This window comes from Streptomyces sp. NPDC006235, from assembly GCF_040613735.1.
In the GTDB taxonomy this organism is placed as follows: Bacteria; Actinomycetota; Actinomycetes; order Streptomycetales; family Streptomycetaceae; genus Streptomyces.
Window position 1 is genome coordinate 85,908 of the sequence record NZ_JBEXSR010000015.1, and the last position, 18,293, is coordinate 104,200.

Consider the following 18,293-nt stretch of genomic DNA (forward strand, 5'->3'; position numbering starts at 1 on the left):
GGTCGGGGCTCAGCTCGCCCGCCTGCCCCCGCATCTGTGTGTGGGGTCGGGATGCCGTGCACTCCGCGCCTGCGCCTGCGCCTGTGGTCGGGCCGCCGCGCACCGCGGCCCTTGCGTCTCAGCGTGTCGTCGGGCTGCCGTGCCCCCGCCTCTTGCACTTGCGCCTGTGGTCGCCGCGCGTTCGCCGCCTGCGCCTGCGGTTGGGCTCCGCATGCCCGGCCCTGCGTGTGCGCGTGCCGTCGGACCGCCGCCGCGCCCGCCCTTTGGGCCTGCGTCTGTCGTCAGGCCGCCGCGCTCGCCCCCCGCGCCCGTTCCTTCCGGCGCGGCAGCAGTGTCACCGCCAGGGCGGGGACGGCCGCGAGGAGCAGCCAGGGCACGGAGGCCGGGAGGCCCGCGTCGAGCAGGGAGCCGGTGGCCACGCTGCCTGCGAGGACGATCAGCCCGGAGACGGACGACAGCGCACCCATGTAGAGGCCGATCCGGCCCTCCTCGGCGAGGTCGGGCACCCAGGCGCGGGCGGCGGGCACGACCAGCATCTGCCCCACGGTGAGCAGCACGACGAAGCCCGCGGCCGGCAGCAGCCCTGCGGTGCCCGTCCAGCCCGCGGGGCGCGCCGCGGCCACCACCGCGAAACCCGACGCGATCAGCAGCAGCCCGGCGGTCATGGAGCGGCGCAGGTCGAGCCGGTCGCCCGCCCAGCGGGTCACGGGCAGCTGGGCGAACACCACCAGCACCGAGGACAGGGCGAACAGCCAGGACAGCGGCGCCTGGGAGCCCGCCGCGCGCTGTACCTCGTCCGGCAGGGCCAGGTACAGCTGGTTGTAGGCGAGCAGGTACGTGCCGTACGCGCAGCACAGCGCCAGGAAGCGGCGGTTGCGCAGCAGCATGCGCGCCCCGCCCTTTTCCCGGGTCCGGACCCGGCCGGGGATGTGCTGCGGCATCAGCCGCACGTGCCCGGCGAGGACGAGCACGAACACCGCGGCACCCGCGAGGCACGCGGTGCGGAAGTCGACGGCGAGCAGCAGCGCGCCGAGCAGCGGTCCGACGAAGGCCCCGGCCTGGCCCGCCACGCTGAACAGGGCCAGCAGACGGGTGCGTGAGCCGTGTCCTTCCTCCTCCCAGACCACCGCCTGGCGGGCCACCTCGGACTCCACGGCGGGCGAGAACAGCGCGGCGGCGAAGCCGATCACCAGCACGGCGCCGATCACGCTCCAGCTCGCCTCCGCGTACCCGAGCCACGCGAACCCGGCGATCCGCAGCACGCAGCCCGCCAGCACGACCGGGCGCACGCCGTAGCGGTCGACGAGTGAGCCGCCGACCACGAACAGGCCCTGCTGGCTGAAGGTGCGCAGACCGAGGACGAAGCCGACCAGCCAGCCCGCCATGCCGATCGCGGTGCCGAGGTGCTCGGCGAGGAACGGCAGCACGGCGTAGAAGCCGACGTTGAAGGCGAGTTGGGTCACGATCAGCAGCCGCAGCAGCGGGGACAGGTCCCGCCAGAGGCGCCAGGTGCTCTCGCGCGGAGCCCTGGGCGTCGCGCCGTCGGGTGTCTCGTCGCCGGACGCAGGGGCGGCCCTGCGGGCCAGGACGCGGGATATCAGGTCTGTCATCGTTCTTCTCTCGCTGAGAGGGACGCGGGGGTCAGGAGGGCGTCGCCGTGTGCCGGCCGCTGCCGCGGGGCGGGCACGCCCCGGTCGCCGCGCGGCCCTGCCGGGCTGCCGGCCCGCCCACGCCGCCGGGGCAGTCGGACGCCGCCGGCGGCCGTCACCGCGAGCGCACCCAGCAGGGCCAGTACGGCGGCCGGGAAGAGGACGGCCCACGGGGCGCGCTCGGCGTACGGCTGGTTCTCGGCGAGCAGCAGACCCCACTCGGGGGACGGCGGCTGCGCGCCCAGGCCGAGGAAGCCGAGCGCGGCCAGGCTCAGCGCGACGCCGGGCAGCCGCAGCAGGGCGTGCCGGGCCACCGGCGGCAGCACGGCGGGCAGCAGTTCGTGCCGGAGCAGGTACCGACGCCCGGCACCCAGCGCACGGGTGGCGGCCAGGTGGGTGGTCGCCCGCTCCTGACGCAGCAGGGCGGACGTGTGGGCGGCCAGCGGGGACCAGGCCACGACGCCGACGGCGAGGGCGGGCGTCCAGGGGCCGCTGCCCGTGATGCCCGTGACGAGGAGCCCCGTCAGGACGGGAGGTACGGCACTGACGGTGTCGACCAGCGGCCCGGACAGCCGCGGCAGCAGCCCCAGCAGCAGCCCGGCGACCAGGGCCGCGGCGCTCACCGCGAGCGCGGTGCCGAGGGTGTTCAGCGCGCCGTGGGCGACCCGGGCGAGGACGTCCCGGCCCAGCGCGTCCGTCCCGAACGGGTGTGCCGGGGAGGGGCCCCGCAGCCGGGCGAGGGTGTCCAGGGCGAGCGCGTCACGCGGCAGGCCGAGGCCGATGACCGTGGTGAGCAGCGCCCCGTACAGCAGGGGCAGGGCGCGGGGCGCGGGCGGGGCCGGCCGGTGCAGGGAGCGCAGGGCGCCGTCGCGCAGCGCGGGCCCGATCAGCAGCCGGGCCGCGAGCCGGGCGAGGACGCCGGCGCCGGCCGCGAGCAGGACGAGGGCGAGCGTGCCGGTCTGCAGGGCGGGCAGGTCCTGGGCGAGCGCGGCCTGCAGGGTGAGCCGGCCCAGGCCGGGGATGTCGAAGATCTGCTCGACGGCGACGGATCCGCCGGTCAGACCGACCACGAACAGGCCGAGATTGGGCAGCAGTCCGGGCACACAGCGGCGCAGGGCCTGCCGTGCCACGGACTGCGGCGGGACCCCGCGGGCCGCGGCGGCCGGCGCCCAGGGTTCAGCGAACGCGCAGGGGAGCAGGTCGTCCAGCATCCGCCCGAGGACCGCGCCGGCGGGCAGGCCGAGGGCCAGTGAGGGCAGCACCATCCACTGCGGCCCGTACCAGCCCAGGGCCGGCAGCCAGCCCAGGTGCACGCCGATCACCGCGGCGAGCACCGAGGCGAGGAGGAACTCGGGCAGCGCGGCCAGCACCGCGGTCGCCGTGCCTCCGGCCCCGCGCGCGCCGAGCCGGCCCCGCGCGCCGAGCCGGAGCGTACGGGCGCACACGGCACTCACCGTGACCACGGCGACGACGAGGGCGCCGGACATCAGCAGCAGCGACACGCCGAGCGCCTGCGCGACGGAGGGCAGGACGGGGGCGCCGGACACCCACGAGGTGCCCGCGTCCCCCTGCAGCAGCCCGTCCAGCCAGCGGCCGAGCAGTGTCAACGGGCCGTCGCCGAGCCCGAGTTCGTCGCGGATGGCGGCCAGCGTCTCGGGTGTCGGGTCGCGGTCCGCAGAACGGGACTTGAGCACCGTCAGCGCCGGGTCGGTGCGCGACAGCCACGGCAGCAGGCCGATCGCGCCCACCAGGGCGGCCGCGAGCACGGCCCGCCACAGCAGCGTCGGGAGGCCCCCGCGCGCACGAACGCGCAGGGCGCCCAGGCCCTTGGCCAGGGGTGTGTACACCGTCGCCCCGTGCCGTTCAGGCGAAGGGGATCTCGAAGTGCACCACGCCGCTGCCCCCGCCGGGCACGTCCTCGCGCTCGTCGCACACCACCTTGCCCAGCGTCCGCCACAGGCCCATCGCGCCGGGCGAGTGCGGATACGTGTGCAGATATACGGACCGGTAACCACCGTCGGCCCGCGCGAAGTCCAGCAGACCCTCCACCAGCCGCCGGGCCAGGCCCCGCCGCCGGTGCTCGGGGCGCACGTACACGCGCCGCAGCTGTGCCGTCTCGCCCGAGGGGAACCGCTCGGCCAGCCAGCGCGGGTTCGGCGGATGTTCCGGGCCGCGCGCGTCCAGCGCCGCCGTGGCCGCCACCGTCCCGTCCCGCTCGTCCACGGCGACCAGGAGCGTGTGCCGCGGCGGCAGGATGTAGAAGGACGCGGGATCGATGATGTCGGCGTGCCAGCCCGGCACGTATCCCGTCCCGAAGTCGCGGTACACCGCGTCGAGCATCACCACCCGGGCCCCGTCGAGGTCCTCCGCCGTGGCTTCCCTGATGGTGATGTCGTGCATTTGCACATCATATGCAAGAGGCTTTTCCGGCTGCCGAGGGGGTGTCCGCAGGGCTCAGCTCTCGGCCGGGGTGAGCACCACGAAGTCCGCGTTCGCCGGGTCGAGGCAGACGGCCAGCCGGCCGACGCCCTCCGCGTCCTCGGGCCCCATCTGCACGCTGCCGCCGTTCTCGGTGACCTTGGCCACCGCGGCGTCGCAGTCCTCCACGGCGAAGACCGGGTGCCAGTACGGCCGGCCGTTCGTCAGCGAGAGGTTCTCCTTGCCCATCTCCATGAGACCGCCGTGCATGCGCTCCTCGGGCAGTCCCGCGGGGGTGATGAGGGTGTACGTGCCTCCGCCACCCGGCAGCTCCATGTCGCTGAACTGCCAGCCGAACAGGCCGCCGTAGAACTCCTTCGCGGCCGTCGCGTCGCTCGTGAGCAGCTCGGTCCACGACAGCGAGCCCGGCTGGTCGACCAGGTCGACGCCCTTGTTCGTCCCCGGCTGCCAGACGGCGAACTGGCCGCCCAGCGGGTCGCTGTACTGCGCCATCCGGCCCCAGTCGTCGAGGTCCATCGGCGCCACCCGGACGGTGCCGCCCGCCTGCTGCACGGCCTGGGTCGTGGCGTCCGCGTCGGTGACGCTGAAGTAGAGCATCCAGGCCGAGCGCGCTCCCTCCTCCGTGAGCTTGCCGAGACCGGCGACGGTCTTGCCGTCCTTCCGGAACATGCCGCCTTCGAAGTCCTCGCTCCCGCCCATGGACTCGTAGTCCCACCCGAGCACGGCACCGTAGAAGGCCGCGGCGGTCCGCACGTCCGGAGTGCCGAGGTCGAGCCAGCAGGGGGAACCGGGGGCGAACTCCGTGGTGATCATGGCGATGCTTTCCTTCCGCAGGTTCGGTGTGCCCAGCGTGACACCGGGCACTGACAACCGCCCGTCGGCCGGGCCCGGTCGGCGGATCCCCGGGCCGTCCACCCCGCGGCTTGCACGGCCCTGGAATCATCGGCTCCATCGCCCGGTCGGGTGATCACGGAATCCTGTGCGGTGAGGTGGTGAGCGGCGTGGTGGCCGGCTGGGAGTGGGACGACACGCTGTTCTCGGGGACCGCCCCCTACTACGAGCGGGGACGGCTGCCGTACGCCCCCGGATTGGCGGACGCACTCGCCGGGGCGCTGCGGCCCGACGGAAAGGGACGCCTCATCGACGTGGGCTGCGGGCCCGGGACCGTCGCCCTGAGCCTCGCGCATCTGTTCGGCGAGATCGTCGGCGTGGACCCCGACCGCGGCATGATCGCCGAAGCCGGGCGCCGGGCCGCCGACCGGGGAGTGGGGGAGAAGACCCGGTGGGTGCGGGCCCGGGCCGAGGATCTGCCCGCGGGGCTCGGCACGTTCGACGTCGCCGCCTTCGCGCAGTCCTTCCACTGGATGGACCGCGACCTGGTCGCGGCGACCGCCAGGGACATGCTCCGGCCGGGCGGTGCCCTGGTGCACATCTCGGACCTGAAGACGGAACACCGCGCCCTCGACGGCCTGCCGTACCCGCCGGTCCCCTACGCGGCGGTGGACGAGCTGGTCAAGCGGTACCTGGGACCCGTGCGGCGAGCGGGCCGCGGAGTGCTGCCGCAGGGCACGCCGGGCGGAGAGGCCGAGGTGTTCGTCCGGGCGGGATTCTCCGGCCCCCGGCGTCTGGTCGTACCCGGCGGGCAGGCGCTGGAGCGGACCTCTGACGACGTCGTCGCCTGGGTGTTCTCGATGTCGTTCTCGGCGCCACACCTGTTCGAAGGCCGCCGGGACGACTTCGAGGAGGACTTGCGCCGGCTGCTGCGGGAAGCCTCCGCGGAGGGCCGGTTCTCCGAACGCGGCCCGAGCACGGAGGTCTTCGTCTGGCGGAAGGACCCCTCCGGGCAGTGAACGGCAGGCGCCGGGGCGGCGTCAGTGCACCGACATGCCGCCGTCGACGAAGACCGCCTGCCCGGTGATGTAGGCGGACGCGGGGCTCGCGAGGAAGACCGCCGCCCCCGCGAAGTCCTCGGCCAGTCCGTTCCGCCCGATCAGCGTGCGCTCGGCGAGGGCGGCCACCTTCTGCGGATCCGACGACAGCCGCGCGTTGAGCGGTGTCATGACGAACCCCGGCACCAGCACGTTGCACGTGACGCCGCGCGGCGACCACGCCTCTGCCTGCGACCGCGCCAGCGACTCCAGGCCGCCCTTGGAGGCGCCGTAGGCACCGCTCTGGACGAACGCCCGGTGCGCCTGCTGCGAGCTGATGTGCAGGATCCGCCCGTAGCCGCGCTCCGCCATGCCCGGGCCGAAGCGCTGGCCCAGCAGGAAGGGCGCGTCCAGGTTGACGGCCATCGTGATGTCCCAGACGTCCTCGGTGAGTTCGTCCATGGGCGGGCGCACGTTGATCCCGGCGCTGTTGACGAGGATGTCCGGTTCCCCGAACGCCTCGACGGCCCGCTCGGCGGCCGTCCGCACACCCTCGCGCGTACTCAGGTCGGCGCTGACCGACGCGGCGCGGCAGCCCTCGGCCGTCAGCTCCTCGACCGTCGCGGTCAGTCCGGCCTCGCCACGGGCCACGACCACCACGCTCGCCCCGGCGCGCGCGAGGGCACCGGTGATGGCGCGGCCGATGCCCGAACTGCCGCCCGTGACCACCGCGGTCCGGCCGTGCAGGGAGAACAACTCGGAGAGATAAGCCCGGGTGGCCGGTGTGGCTGCTGTCGACATGACGAGCACTCTAGAACAGCCGGTCGAAGCCCCGGTGGCCGCGTGCGACCGGCGGGGCACTCGGGCAGTGCTCCGGATCACATGGCGTGGATTGAGTGCCCGGCCCGGGCGATGTCCGTACCCATGGGCGACGGGGCGGTGCCGGATGCGAGGATGAGGCGCCATGACGGCTGGGCGGTGTGCTCGCACGATACGGGCCGCGGTGTTCGCGGCCGTCTGTGTCGTGCTCGCCGCCCTGGGGCACGTCATGATGTCCGGCGACCATGTGCCCCTGCGGACCCTGCTGGCCGGGTGGGCCGTGACGGGTGTGGCGGGCTGGTGCCTGGCGGGCCGCGAGCGCGGACTCCGGTTGGTCGTCGCCGTCGCCGTGGCCGTCCAGACGGCCCTGCACTCGGCGTTCTCGCTCGCGTCGTCGGCGCCGGATTCCATGGACATGGGGATCAGCGGTACGGGATCCATCGGGCACGGCGCGGGATCCGCAGAGTCCATGCCCATGTCCACACCTATGCCCATGTCCCTGTCCATGTCCGAGCACATGGGGCACGCGGGACACACCCCCGGCGGTGACTCGTCCCTCGGGATGCTCGCCGCCCACGTGCTCGCCGCCCTGCTGTGCGGCCTGTGGCTGGGGCACGGGGAGCGGGCCGTCTTCCGTCTCCTGCGTGCCGTGGGCGGGTGGCTGGCCGCGCCGCTGCGGCTGCTGTTCACCCTGCCCGCACCGCCGCCCCCGCCCGTGCGCGTACGGCGGCGGTCCTCGGACCGGGCACCGCGCCTCCTCCTTCTCGTCCACGCGATCACCTCGCGAGGGCCACCGGTGAGGGCCGCTGCCGTCTGACGGCAGCCGGTAGGTCCCGGGGCGGCCCGTGCGCGCCCCGGTGCCGTACGGGCACGGCCCATCGGGCACGGCCCCTCCCTCACTCACCGGACCGCGCAGCCGTGCGCGCACGACCGGCATCACCAAGGCCCGCGTGCTCGCCCTCCCGTGGTCCCGGAATTTCCGAGAAGGACATCAGGTGATCACTCCTGCCCTGCCCCTTTCGCACGAGAGAAGAGAGACCCCGGAGCCGGCCGACGAGTCGATTACCGCCTGGGCGCTGGCCGCCCGTGGCGGTGACTCCGTCGCCGTCGACCACTTCGTGCGCGCCCTGCACCGCGACGTCATCCGCTACGTCGCCCACCTGTGCGCCGATCCGCAGGCCGTGGACGATCTGGCGCAGGACACGTTCCTGCGGGCGCTCGGCAGCCTGCACCGCTTCGAGGGCCGCTCCTCGGCACGTACGTGGCTGCTGGCGATCGCCCGGCGTGCGGTGGCCGACAGCCTCCGGTACACCGCCGTCCGCCCCCGTCCGGCCGACCTGTCCGACTGGGAGCCGGCGGCCGAGCTCGCCCAGCCGCGCGGCCTGCCCGGCTTCGACGACGGCGTGGCGCTGCTGGAGCTGCTGGCCTCACTGCCGGACGAGCGGCGCGAGGCGTTCGTCCTCACCCAGATGCTGGGCCTGCCCTACGCGGAGGCCGCCGAGCTGAGCCACTGTCCGATCGGCACCGTCCGCTCCCGCGTCGCCCGGGCCCGGGCGACGCTGCTGGCCCTGCTCGCCGAGGCGGAACAACCGGCACCGGCCGCACCACCCGCCCTGGCCGCGGCCTGACGCGTCCCGGACCCCCTGGGTGCCCGCCGGGTCTCTCCGGCGGGCGCCGGCGCGCGTCAGTCTGCCGTGCGTGCCCGGCGCCACGGTCGCCGAAGGACCTGAGCCGGTAGCGTCGAGGACGCGCCGCGGCCGTGCTGCTGGTGCACGGCTGGGGCGGGGACGGCCGTGAGTGGTCCCCGCACACGGAAGCCCTGGCCGGCGACTTCCGGGTGATCGTGCCCGGCCTGCGCGGGCACGGCCGCTCGGAGGTGCCGGACGAGGGCAATACCCCCGCCGGGATGGCGGACGACCTGGCCGCGCTGCTCGACACCCTCGACCCCGGGCCGGTGGCGGCCGTGGGGCACTCGATGGGCGGCCAGGTCGTCAACCTGCTCGCCGTACGGCACCCGTACCTCGTCCGCTCGGTCGTCGCCCTGGACCCGGCCCACGGCGCCCACGGCGCCGAAGTGGAGGAGATCCCCGCCCGGCTCGCGGACTACCGCGCGAACGGCGCCGCGCCGCGGCGGCCTTCGTCGCCGCCGCCTTCGGCCCCACCGCCCCGCCCCATCCGGCACGTGCGTGCCTGGATGGACTTCGTCAGGCCGGCGTGACCGCGACCGGCAGCTTCTTGATGCCGTTGACGAAGTTGGAGCGCACCCGCGGCACCTCGCCCGTCAGGCGGATGTCCGCCAGGCGCGGGATCAGTTCCTCGAACATGATGCGGATCTCGGTGCGCGCGAGCAGGTTGCCCAGGCACAGATGCGGGCTGCCCTTGCCGAAGGTGACGTGGTCGTTGTCCGTGCGCGTGACGTCGAAGTCGTACGGGTCACCGAAGACCTCCTCGTCGCGGTTGCCGGAGGCGAACCACATCACCACCTTGTCGCCCTCCCTGATCCGCTTGCCGCCCAGTTCTACGTCGCGCGTGGCGGTGCGGCGGAAGTGGTAGACGGGGGAGGCCCAGCGCAGGAACTCCTCGACCGCGCCCGGGATCAGCGAGGGGTCCTCCTGGAGGCGTGCCAGCTGTTCGGGGTGCTGGATGAGGGCCAGCATGGAGTGCGAGATGGTGTGGCGGGTCGTCTCGTTGCCGGCGACGACCAGGAGCAGGAAGTAGTTGTCGAAGTCCTGCGGGGAGAGCGGGACTCCGTCCCGGGGTGTGGCGTTGACCAGGCGGGAGATCAGGTCCGTGCCGTCGCCGCCCCGGCGCTGCCGCGCCAGCTCCCGCCCGTACTCGAAGACCTCCAGCGACGCGGGGGAGCGGAAGGGCAGGTCGCGGTACCGCTCGCTCTCCTCGCTGTGCAGCAGGACGTCCGCGTAGTCGGGATCGGTGTGGCCGATGATGCGGTTGCCCCAGTCGATGAGCTTCTGGTTGTCCTCCAGGGGCACGTCCAGCAGCCGGGCCAGGACGTTGATCGGGAAGTCCGCCGACACGTCCGCCACGAAGTCGAAACGGCCCTTGGCGAGGGCGGCGTCCAGCGTCCGCGCGGTCAGGCCGCGCAGGAAGTCGGTGTAGCCGCTGATCACGTTCGCGCCGAACTGCCGCTGGATCAGGCTGCGCAGCGCCCGGTGCCGGACCCCGTCCAGTTCGAGGATCGAGGCGCGCTTCTTGATCTGGTCGTCGTCGACCTCTTCCAGGTTGACGAACTTCGTGGACGTGAAGGTCTCGGCGTCACGGTCGACCCGGACGATGTCCCGGTGCCGGGTAACCGCCCAGAAACCGGAGTTGGGCGCCTCCTCGGGCTGCCAGTGCACCGGGTCCTCGTGGCGCAGGGTGTGGAACATCCGCCAGGGCGTGACGCCGTCCGTGAAGCGGTCCAGGTCGGCGAGGTTCACGTCGGCCAGGGGCAGCGGCTCGCGCACGGCGTCGGGCAGGATCTCGGTCGTCATCGGCAGGCTCCTCGGCGTCACGGGTGGCGTCACAGGTGGAAGGCGTACTCGGTGAACTCCCAGTCGGTGACGTGCCGGTGGAAGCGTTCGACCTCGTCGCGCTTGTAGGAGAGGAAGGACGTGGTGAAGCCCTTGCCGAGCAGGCCGGTCAGGGCGGTGTCCGCCTCCAGCGCGTCCAGCGCGGCGGACAGGGTCTGCGGTAGGACGGCGGAGCGGGCGGTGTCGTAGCCGTAGCCCTCCAGCGGCGCGGGCGGTTCCTCGCCGGCCAGGACACCCAGCAGGGCGGCGGCCGTCGTCCCGGCGATCGCCAGATAGGGGTTGGCGCTCGCGTCGCCGAGGCGCAGTTCGAGCCGGGCCCCGGTGCCGCGCTCGGGCGGGATGCGCACCATGGCGCTGCGGTTGTCCAGTCCCCAGTCGATCAGCCAGGGCGCCAGGGTGTCCGGGCCGAAGCGTTTGTACGAGTTCACGGTGGGATTGAGCAGCGCGGCCAGGGCAGGCGCGTGGGCGAGGATGCCGGCGACGGCGTGCCGGGCGGTGGCGGACAGGCCGTAGGGGCCCGACGGGTCGTCGAAGGTGTTGCGGCCCTCGGTGTCGTCACAGGAGAGGTGGAGGTGGAAGCCGGAGCCGCCCGCGTCGTTGAAGGGCTTGGCCATGAAGGTGGCCAGTCTGCCCTCCTTGCGGGCCAGTTCCTTGATCGCGGCCTTGAAGCGGAAGGACCGGTCGGCGGCCGACGCGGCGTCGGAGTGCGCCAGGTTGATCTCGATCTGGCCGCCGTCGAACTCGTGGTTGCCGCTGATCGCCCCCACCCTCAGATCGCGCACGTGGCGCAGGGTGCGCAGCAGGTGGTTGTCCGGGTCGGCGCGCAGCCCGGCCGTGTAGACGACCCCGGGATCGGTCGCGTAGCGGCGCCAGCCGCCGGCCGGGTCCGGTTCGCACAGGAAGTACTCCAGCTCGGGTCCGACCACCGGCCGCAGCCCGTGCTCGGCGCATCGGGCGAGGACGCCGCGCAGCAGGTCTCGGGGTGACTCCGGCGCGGGTGCGCCGGTCGCCGGGTCGACGACCTCCCCCAGACAGACGGCCACCCCCGGCTCCCACGGCAGCGGCACCAGCGTGCCGAGGTCCGGGCGTACGCAGATGTCGGGCAGCCCCGCGTCGAGCCCACCGCTGACCGGGACCACGTCGCCCTGCGGACTGGTGTGGTAGACGGCTCGACAGAACGCGAGACCGTGCTCACAGGCCCGGGGCAGCTCCTCCAGCAGCACGTCACGCGCCCGGTCGGTGCCGATGAGGTCGGGATAGGTCACCCGGACCACGTCGATGCCGTCGGCGGCGAGCCGGTCCATGTGGCGGCGGACTTCTTCAAGGTCGTGAGCGCTCACCGTTGTCTCCTCGGGCGGACGTCGGGACACCTCCGGGACCAGGGGCCGGGGAGGCGGGTGGCGTGGGGAACGAGCTGTCGGGCGCGGCGGAGCCAGGGACCGCCCGGAGCTTTGTTTGGTGCCAAACGGTAGGGGTGGGCGAGTGGGGCCGCAAGGGGGCGGGGGCAAGAATTTATCCATCCGGATAGCTATTGACCAGACCCCAGCCCCTGCCTACCTTGTTTGAAGCCAAACGAGTTCGGGGTCGCGGTGACCGCACCCCGTTGGCCGGGGCCCGGACCGTTCCGGCCGGGCCCCTTTCACCCCGCTTCGACGCCCTCACATCCAGGAGGACCGGCCATGAAGGTCGTCGTCGACATGAACAAGTGCCAGGACCACGGCCAGTGCGTCTTCGCGGCCCCCGACGTCTTCCGGATGGACGACGACGGCCGCCTGGCCTACGTCCCCGACCCCGACGACGCCCTGCGCGACGAGGTCGAGGAGGCGGCGGACGTCTGCCCGCTCCAGGCCATCCGGATCGAGGACTGACATGAGCGGTCGCATCGTCGTCGCCGGCGCCTCCCTCGGCGGACTCCGGGCGGCCGAGCAGCTGCGCGCCGCGGGCTGGACCGGCGGCATCACGGTGATCGGCGACGAGCCGCACCGGCCGTACAACCGGCCCCCGCTGTCCAAGGAGGTCCTCGCGGGCAAGGCGTCCTTCGCGTCGCTCGCCTTCACACCAAAACCGTCCGTGGCCGATGTGGAGTGGCGGCTGGGCACGCGGGTCACCGCGGCCCGGCTCGCCGAGCGGACCGTCGAGCTCCACGACGGCTCGGTGCTCTCCTACGACGGCCTGGTCGTCGCCACCGGAATGCGGCCCCGGCGGCTGCGCTGCCCCGGGCCGGTCGAGGGCCGTCACCTGGTCCGGACGATCGACGACGCCCAGGCCCTGCGGGCCGAGCTGACCCGGCCCCGCGTGCGCGTGGTCGTGGTCGGCGCCGGGTTCATCGGCTGCGAGGTCGCCGCGACGGCCGTCGGGCTCGGTGCGGCCGAGGTGACCGTCGTCGATCCGCTGCCGCTGCCGATGGCCGGGCCGCTCGGGGAGCTGCTCGCGCGTGCGCTGCTCGCGCGGCACCAGGAGTGCGGGGTCCGTTTCGTGCTGGGTTCGGGTGTGACCGGGTTCGAGGGGGACTACCGTGTCACCGGCGTCGTGCTGAGCGACGGGTCCGTGCTCCCCGCTGACGTGGTGGTGGAGTCCGTGGGCTCGGTCGCCAACACCGAGTGGCTGGACGGCAACGGGCTGGACCTGAGCGACGGGGTCCTCACCGATCAGCACCTGCGGGTCGGAGGCCGGCCGGAAGTCGTCGCGGTCGGCGATGTCGCCCGCTTCCCGAACGCCCGCTACGACGGTGTGCCGCGGCGGGTCGAGCACTGGTCCGTGCCGGCCGACTCGGCCAAGCACGCCGCGAAGGTGCTGGTCGGCGGCGAGACCGGCCTGGCGCCCTTCGCGCCGCTGCCCACCTTCTGGAGCGACCAGCACGACTTCCGGTTGCAGTCCTTCGGCGCGCCCGTCCTGGGGCTCGGTGACGTCCGGGTCCTGGACGGTGACCCCTCGGGGGACGTGCTGGTCGGTTACCACCGCGACGGACGGCTCGTCGGCGTCGTCGCGCTCGGGGGGCCTCCCGTCGCCCGTGCCGCCGCCCGGTACCGCGCCGACCTGCTGAAGCAGCCCGCACTCACTTCGTAAGGAGCCCTCTCGTGACCGCTCTTCGTGGTTACTTCCACCCCAAGACGGCGACGGGTGCGTCGTCGCTGATTCCCTCCCCGCCCTGGCGGTACTCCGGTGACCTGTTGACGGTCGAGTACCGGACCGACCCGGCGCGCGTGCGTGAACTGCTTCCCCAGCCGCTGGAGTTGGCCGAGGAGGATCCGGGGGCGGTCGCTCTGATCTGGGCGGACTGGCAGTCCTGCTCGGGGGCGGGGGAGGAGCTGCTGGATCCGGTGCGCTCCCAGTACAAGGAGGCGTTCGCGGTGGTGCGGTGCCGGTACCGGGGGCGGACGTACTCGCGGTGCGTCTACATCTGGGTGGACAAGGACTTCGCGATCGCGCGGGGGTTGCACCAGGGGTATCCGAAGAAGCTCGGCTCCATCCATCAGACGCGGCCGCATCCGTACGGGCCTGCTCCGCGGATCGAGGCGGGGGCTCGGTTCGGGGCGACGTTGGCGGCTGCGGATCGGCGGCTTGCGCAGGCCGTGGTGACGCTGCGGGGGCCTGCTGAGAACGGCGGGTTCGTCAACGCGCACCCCATGGCGCATCACCGGTGGCTGCCGTCGATCGAGGGCAAGGGGCTGGCTCTCGATGAGCTGGTCGAGTCCGGGGCCGCGTCCTTCGAAGGCGGCCAACCGTGGGTGGGGGACGCGCAGTTGGAGCTGTTCGAGGCGCCGACCGAGGAGCTGGCCCGGCTGGAGATCCGGGAACCGATCGCCGCGTATTACCGGCAGGTCGGCGTGGTCTGGGACGGCGGGCAGGTGCTGGAGGTCGGTACGTCCGGAGCGTCTGCCGAGTGAGGTTCGGGGCGGCTGCGGGCTCGTCGTGGCTGGTCGCGCAGTTCCCCGCGCCACTGAGGACGTGCAATTCCCCTCGTCGAATGGAACTCTTATGCCTGACAACATCACCGTCGCCGGTGTTTCCGTCGACACGCGCCACTGGATCGGCGGGCGACGGGTCGCCTCCGCCGAGACCTTCACCGACCACTCGCCGATCGACGGCAGCGAGATCGGCGAGATCGCCCGGGGTGGCCCCGCCGAGGCCGAAGCCGCCGTCGCCGCCGCCCGGGACGCCTTCCCCGCCTGGGCCGCCACCTCGCGCGCCGAGCGGGCCCGCATCCTGCATGCCATCGCCGACGGCGTCGAGAAGCGGATCGAGGAGCTGGCGATCGTCGAGACCACCGACAACGGTGCGCTGCTGCGGTCGCATCGGCGGGGCGTGATGCCCCGCGTCGCCCACAACTTCCGCTTCTTCGCCGACTGGTTGCTCACGCTCGACCACGAGGACTTCGAGACGCGCGGGCACACGAATCACGTCTCATGGGACCCGGCCGGTCCCTGTGTGCTGATCACTCCGTGGAACGCGCCCCTGATGCTGGCCACCTGGAAGGTCGCCCCGGCCCTCGCCGCCGGTGACACCGTCGTCCTCAAGCCCGCCGAGTGGTCGCCGCTGACCGCCTCGCTGCTGGCCGACATCGCCGCCGAGGCGGGGCTGCCCGCCGGTGTCCTCAACGTCGTCCAGGGCCATGGCTCGGAGGTCGGCGACGTCCTCACCTCGCATCCGGACGTGCGCCGCATCAGCTTCACCGGCTCGGTGCCGACGGCCCGGCGCATCGCCGCGTCGGCAGCCGCGAACCTCACCCCGCTGAGCCTCGAACTCGGCGGCAAATCGCCGCTGTTGGTTTTCGCCGACGCCGATCTCGACCTGGCCGTCGACCTCGCCGTCGAGCAGTACGACAACGCCGGGCAGGTGTGCCTCGCGGGGACCCGGCTGCTCGTCGAGGAGCCGGTCGCCGAGGAGTTCACCCGCCGGTTCGTGGCGAGGGCGTCCGCCCTCGCCCAGGGCGATCCCCGCGACGAGGCCACCGACATCGGGCCCACCATCCACCTTCGCCAGCTGGAGAAGATCGACGGGTTCGTGCAGCGGGCCGTCGCGGCCGGGGCGCGGGCGGTCATCGGCGGGCATCGCAAGGACGGGCAGTACTACGCGCCGACGCTGCTCACCGACGTCGCCCAGGACTCCGAGATCGTGCAGGAGGAGGTCTTCGGGCCGGTCCTGACCCTCCAGACCTTCACCGGCGAGGACGAGGCCGTCCGGCTCGCCAACGACACCCGCTTCGGGCTGGCCGCCACCGTCGCCACCGGCGACCGGGAGCGCGCCGAACGGGTCAGCGGGCAACTGGTCGCGGGGACCGTCTGGGTCAACTGCTTCTTCGTACGCGACCTCCAGGCACCCTTCGGCGGCTCCCGGCAGTCCGGTGTCGGACGTGAGGGCGGCACCTGGAGCTTCGACTTCTACTGCGACCTGAAGAACACCGTCACCGCCCCGAAGGGATGGAAGGACCATGGGTGAGATCGTCGGGGCCGGGCTGCTCGCCCACGTCCCCACCATCGTGCTGCCCGACGAGGAGCGGCTGGAGCTGAACGAGGGCAAGGAGATCACCCTCGTCACCGGGCTCCGGGAGCTCCGCAGGGACGTCTTCGATCGGGACGACTACGACACCGTGGTCGTGCTCGACTCCCACTGGGCGACCACCGTCGAGTTCGTCGTGACCGCGCAGCAACGCAGGGCCGGGCTCTTCACCTCCGAGGAACTGCCGCGCGGCATGTGCCGGATGCCGTACGACTTCCCGGGCGACCCGGAACTCGCCCACAACGTGGCGAAGTTCGCGGACGAGCACGGCACCTGGATCACCCCGATCGACGACGAGTACCTGCCGATCTACTACGCCACCACCAACCTCTGGAAGTACCTGGGCGAGGGCCTGCCCGACAAGCGGTGGATCACCATCGGGGTCTGCCAGACCGGTGACATGGAGGACCATCTCAGACTCGGACGGGCGCTCGCCGACGGTATCGCCGCGACCCCGGGGCGACGGGTGCTGCTCATCGCCTCCGGCGCCCTCTCGCACACCTTCTGGCCGCTGCGCGAACTGCGCGACCACGAGGCCAGTGACCCCGTGCACATCCGTACGCCCGAGGCCCGCGAGGCCGACCTGGAACGCATCGCCTGGTTCAAGGAGGGCCGGCACGACAAGGTCCTCGACACCATGGACGCGTTCTGGAAGCACAAGCCCGAGGCGAAGTTCTTCCACTACCTGATGATGGCCGGTGCCCTCGGCGAGCGGGGCTGCGTCGCTCGGGCCCGGCAGTACGGCGAGTACGAGAACTCCGTCGGCACCGGCCAGGTCCACCTCTGGTTCGACCGCCCCGCCGACGGCTGGACCGCAGACCACACCCCCGCGCAGGAGTCCGCCCATGCCTGAGTACCGCCGCATCCTCCTCGACGGCGCCGCCGTCCAGGTCACCGTCGACGGTGACGAGCTCGTCGCCGGTGACGGCCGCCGCGTCAAGACCGACGACGCGCGGCACCTGCCGCCCGTCGTGCCGTCCAAGGTCATCGCCGTTCACCTCAACCACCGCAGCCGGGTGGAAGAGTTCCAGATCGGGCTTCCCGACACGCCGACCTACTTCCACAAGCCGGTCTCCGCCCTCAACGCCCACCAAGGCGCGATCGTCCGGCCCGAGGGCTGCAAGTGGCTGAACTACGAGGGCGAGGTCGCCATCGTCATAGGGAAGACGGCGCGGAACATCTCGCCGGCCGAGGCGGGGGAGTACATCGCCGGCTACACCGTCGCCAACGACTACGGGCTGCACGACTTCCGCGACACCGACGCCGGCTCGATGCTCCGCGTCAAGGGCTCCGACACCCTCTGCCCGCTCGGCCCCGGCCTGGTCACCGACTGGGACTTCCACGGCAAGCGGCTGCGGACCTACGTCAACGGGCAGGTGGTGCAGGACGGTTCGACCGACGAGATGACGTGGGACATGCACTACCTCGTCGCCGACATCGCCCGCACCATCACGCTGCACCCCGGAGACGTCCTGCTGTCCGGGACACCGGCGAACTCGCGTCCCGTCGAGCCCGGGGACGTGGTGGAGGTGGAGGTCGAGGGGCTCGGGCGGCTCACCAACCACATCGTGACCGGGCCGACTGCCATCCGTACGGACGTGGGCGCCCAGCCCACCGAGTCGGAGGAGGTGCTGTCGACCGCGCTCGGCGGCGACTGGGAGTTCCGTGGCATCCGGCCGCCGCGTCGCTGACGCGGGCTCCGGCCGCCGAGCAGGGGAGCGGAGCGCCCCGGGTAGGGTCACGGGCATGACCGAGCCCGCCGGCCGCCGCCCCCGCAAGCGCGTGCACTACGGCACGGGCCGCGAGGCCCTGCTGGAGGCCGCCGTGCGCGTCGTCGCCCGGGGCGGGCTGCGCCGGCTCACCTACCGGGCGGTCGCGGAGGAGGCCGGCGTCACCCACGGACTGGTCGTGCACCACTTCGGCTCCCGTGACGCCCTGATCGAAGAGGCCCTCACCCACGCCATCCGGTCCTCCCTGAGCAGCAGCGCACTCGAACCGGGCACGGGCGAGGCCGCCGACTTCTCGGTGGGCCTGACGGACATGGTGGAATCCGGCCCCGACCTCCAGGCGTTCCAGTATGAACTGCTGCTGGAGTCCCGGCGCCGCCCCGAGCTCCTGGCCCACCTGCGGTCGCTGTACGCCGAGTACTTCGACGCGACCCGGCGCGAGCTCACCCAGATGCTGCCCGGCCCGGTGGACGAGGGACTGTCCCGGATGGTCTTCGCCACGCTGGAGGGACTCGTCCTGCACCAGCTGGTCTTCGGCGAGCGCGAGGTCATCGAGGACGCGCTCGACGAACTGCGCTCGGTGTTGCGGCTGCTCGCCGAGAAGCGCGACGGCGAGGCCTGATCTTCCCGGCCGCCGCCTGATCCTCCGGCCGCGACGTTCCGGCCCGGAGCTCTGGAATTCCCCGCTCCGCACCCCTTGCCAAACGGATAGTCCCGCCCCACGATGAGGCAACTCGTTTGGCCTGAAACGATCCGCCCTCC

General features: G+C 73.0%; 18 protein-coding genes. 11 read left to right on the top strand and 7 right to left on the bottom strand.

The features are described from left to right. Positions 1–281 precede the first annotated feature (281 nt). The 4 genes from ABZ192_RS19615 to ABZ192_RS19630 form a co-directional block, all read right to left on the bottom strand. Positions 282–1,610 (bottom strand): MFS transporter, encoded by a 1,329-nt coding sequence (locus ABZ192_RS19615; protein ID WP_356925711.1) that lies wholly within the window; start codon positions 1,608–1,610, stop codon positions 282–284. Beyond that, complete coding sequence (locus tag ABZ192_RS19620) at positions 1,607–3,415, bottom strand: ABC transporter permease subunit (protein WP_356925794.1); 1,809 nt, start codon at positions 3,413–3,415, stop codon at positions 1,607–1,609. Before ABZ192_RS19620 ends, ABZ192_RS19615 begins: the two co-directional genes overlap by 4 nt. Before the next feature lie 97 nt (positions 3,416–3,512). After that, the gene (locus ABZ192_RS19625; RefSeq protein WP_356925712.1) at positions 3,513–4,049 is read right to left on the bottom strand and encodes a GNAT family N-acetyltransferase; all 537 of its coding nucleotides are present in this window, start codon (positions 4,047–4,049) and stop codon (positions 3,513–3,515) included. A 54-nt stretch (positions 4,050–4,103) separates the two neighbouring features. Further along, positions 4,104–4,901, bottom strand: a complete 798-nt coding sequence (locus ABZ192_RS19630; RefSeq protein ID WP_356925713.1) for a VOC family protein — start codon at positions 4,899–4,901, stop codon at positions 4,104–4,106. 188 nt (positions 4,902–5,089) lie between these two features. On the opposite strand from ABZ192_RS19630, the gene ABZ192_RS19635 reads away from it, so the two are divergent. Beyond that, entirely contained in the window at positions 5,090–5,938 is an 849-nt protein-coding gene (locus ABZ192_RS19635) for a class I SAM-dependent methyltransferase (RefSeq protein ID WP_356925795.1), read from the top strand. A 21-nt stretch (positions 5,939–5,959) separates the two neighbouring features. On the opposite strand, the gene ABZ192_RS19640 is transcribed toward ABZ192_RS19635, so the two are convergent. Beyond that, a complete protein-coding gene (locus ABZ192_RS19640) occupies positions 5,960–6,757 on the bottom strand; it encodes an SDR family oxidoreductase (RefSeq protein WP_356925714.1) in 798 nt (265 codons plus the stop codon). A 163-nt stretch (positions 6,758–6,920) separates the two neighbouring features. Here ABZ192_RS19640 and ABZ192_RS19645 point away from each other — a divergent pair, with 163 nt between their 5' ends. The 3 genes from ABZ192_RS19645 to ABZ192_RS19655 all read left to right on the top strand — a co-directional run bounded on the left by ABZ192_RS19645 (position 6,921) and on the right by ABZ192_RS19655 (position 8,993). Continuing rightward, a complete protein-coding gene (locus ABZ192_RS19645; RefSeq protein WP_356925715.1) occupies positions 6,921–7,592 on the top strand; it encodes a hypothetical protein in 672 nt (223 codons plus the stop codon). A 178-nt stretch (positions 7,593–7,770) separates the two neighbouring features. After that, positions 7,771–8,403 carry a sigma-70 family RNA polymerase sigma factor gene (locus ABZ192_RS19650; protein WP_356925716.1) on the top strand — a complete coding sequence of 211 codons (633 nt, stop codon included), beginning with the start codon at positions 7,771–7,773 and terminating at the stop codon, positions 8,401–8,403. Positions 8,404–8,534: 131 nt separating this feature from the next. Then, positions 8,535–8,993 (top strand): alpha/beta fold hydrolase, encoded by a 459-nt coding sequence (locus ABZ192_RS19655; RefSeq protein ID WP_356925717.1) that lies wholly within the window; start codon positions 8,535–8,537, stop codon positions 8,991–8,993. Here the strand turns inward: ABZ192_RS19655 and ABZ192_RS19660 are convergent. Continuing rightward, positions 8,980–10,266 carry a cytochrome P450 gene (locus ABZ192_RS19660; protein ID WP_356925718.1) on the bottom strand — a complete coding sequence of 429 codons (1,287 nt, stop codon included), beginning with the start codon at positions 10,264–10,266 and terminating at the stop codon, positions 8,980–8,982. The genes ABZ192_RS19655 and ABZ192_RS19660 overlap by 14 nt on opposite strands. 29 nt (positions 10,267–10,295) lie before the next feature. Continuing rightward, positions 10,296–11,645, bottom strand: coding sequence for a glutamine synthetase family protein (locus tag ABZ192_RS19665; protein ID WP_356925719.1), 1,350 nt, complete (start codon positions 11,643–11,645; stop codon positions 10,296–10,298). A 339-nt stretch (positions 11,646–11,984) separates the two neighbouring features. Here ABZ192_RS19665 and ABZ192_RS19670 point away from each other — a divergent pair, with 339 nt between their 5' ends. The 7 genes from ABZ192_RS19670 (at position 11,985) to ABZ192_RS19700 (ending at position 18,153) form a co-directional block, all read left to right on the top strand. Then, complete coding sequence (locus ABZ192_RS19670; protein ID WP_059420853.1) at positions 11,985–12,173, top strand: ferredoxin; 189 nt, start codon at positions 11,985–11,987, stop codon at positions 12,171–12,173. 1 nt (position 12,174) lies between these two features. Further along, complete coding sequence (locus ABZ192_RS19675; protein WP_356925720.1) at positions 12,175–13,371, top strand: FAD/NAD(P)-binding oxidoreductase; 1,197 nt, start codon at positions 12,175–12,177, stop codon at positions 13,369–13,371. Positions 13,372–13,382: 11 nt separating this feature from the next. Next, complete coding sequence (locus tag ABZ192_RS19680) at positions 13,383–14,192, top strand: acetoacetate decarboxylase family protein (RefSeq protein ID WP_356925721.1); 810 nt, start codon at positions 13,383–13,385, stop codon at positions 14,190–14,192. 91 nt (positions 14,193–14,283) lie between these two features. Continuing rightward, positions 14,284–15,744, top strand: a complete 1,461-nt coding sequence (locus tag ABZ192_RS19685) for an aldehyde dehydrogenase (RefSeq protein ID WP_356925722.1) — start codon at positions 14,284–14,286, stop codon at positions 15,742–15,744. Further along, on the top strand, positions 15,737–16,657 hold the full coding sequence (locus ABZ192_RS19690) for a 3,4-dihydroxyphenylacetate 2,3-dioxygenase (protein ID WP_356925723.1): 921 nt from the start codon (positions 15,737–15,739) through the stop codon (positions 16,655–16,657). Before ABZ192_RS19685 ends, ABZ192_RS19690 begins: the two co-directional genes overlap by 8 nt. Continuing rightward, on the top strand, positions 16,650–17,495 hold the full coding sequence (locus ABZ192_RS19695) for a fumarylacetoacetate hydrolase family protein (RefSeq protein WP_356925724.1): 846 nt from the start codon (positions 16,650–16,652) through the stop codon (positions 17,493–17,495). Before ABZ192_RS19690 ends, ABZ192_RS19695 begins: the two co-directional genes overlap by 8 nt. A 55-nt stretch (positions 17,496–17,550) precedes the next feature. Continuing rightward, positions 17,551–18,153, top strand: coding sequence for a TetR family transcriptional regulator (locus ABZ192_RS19700; RefSeq protein WP_356925725.1), 603 nt, complete (start codon positions 17,551–17,553; stop codon positions 18,151–18,153). Positions 18,154–18,293: the final 140 nt, after the last annotated feature.

Coding starts and splice junctions, on each gene's coding strand:
- ABZ192_RS19615 (WP_356925711.1), bottom strand. CDS start 1,610: ATGACAGACCTGATATCCCGCGTCCTGGCCCGCAGGGCCGCCCCTGCG.
- ABZ192_RS19690 (WP_356925723.1), top strand. CDS start 15,737: ATGGGTGAGATCGTCGGGGCCGGGCTGCTCGCCCACGTCCCCACCATC.
- ABZ192_RS19695 (WP_356925724.1), top strand. CDS start 16,650: ATGCCTGAGTACCGCCGCATCCTCCTCGACGGCGCCGCCGTCCAGGTC.
- ABZ192_RS19685 (WP_356925722.1), top strand. CDS start 14,284: ATGCCTGACAACATCACCGTCGCCGGTGTTTCCGTCGACACGCGCCAC.
- ABZ192_RS19700 (WP_356925725.1), top strand. CDS start 17,551: ATGACCGAGCCCGCCGGCCGCCGCCCCCGCAAGCGCGTGCACTACGGC.
- ABZ192_RS19645 (WP_356925715.1), top strand. CDS start 6,921: ATGACGGCTGGGCGGTGTGCTCGCACGATACGGGCCGCGGTGTTCGCG.
- ABZ192_RS19640 (WP_356925714.1), bottom strand. CDS start 6,757: ATGTCGACAGCAGCCACACCGGCCACCCGGGCTTATCTCTCCGAGTTG.
- ABZ192_RS19625 (WP_356925712.1), bottom strand. CDS start 4,049: ATGCACGACATCACCATCAGGGAAGCCACGGCGGAGGACCTCGACGGG.
- ABZ192_RS19670 (WP_059420853.1), top strand. CDS start 11,985: ATGAAGGTCGTCGTCGACATGAACAAGTGCCAGGACCACGGCCAGTGC.
- ABZ192_RS19660 (WP_356925718.1), bottom strand. CDS start 10,266: ATGACGACCGAGATCCTGCCCGACGCCGTGCGCGAGCCGCTGCCCCTG.
- ABZ192_RS19630 (WP_356925713.1), bottom strand. CDS start 4,901: ATGATCACCACGGAGTTCGCCCCCGGTTCCCCCTGCTGGCTCGACCTC.
- ABZ192_RS19675 (WP_356925720.1), top strand. CDS start 12,175: ATGAGCGGTCGCATCGTCGTCGCCGGCGCCTCCCTCGGCGGACTCCGG.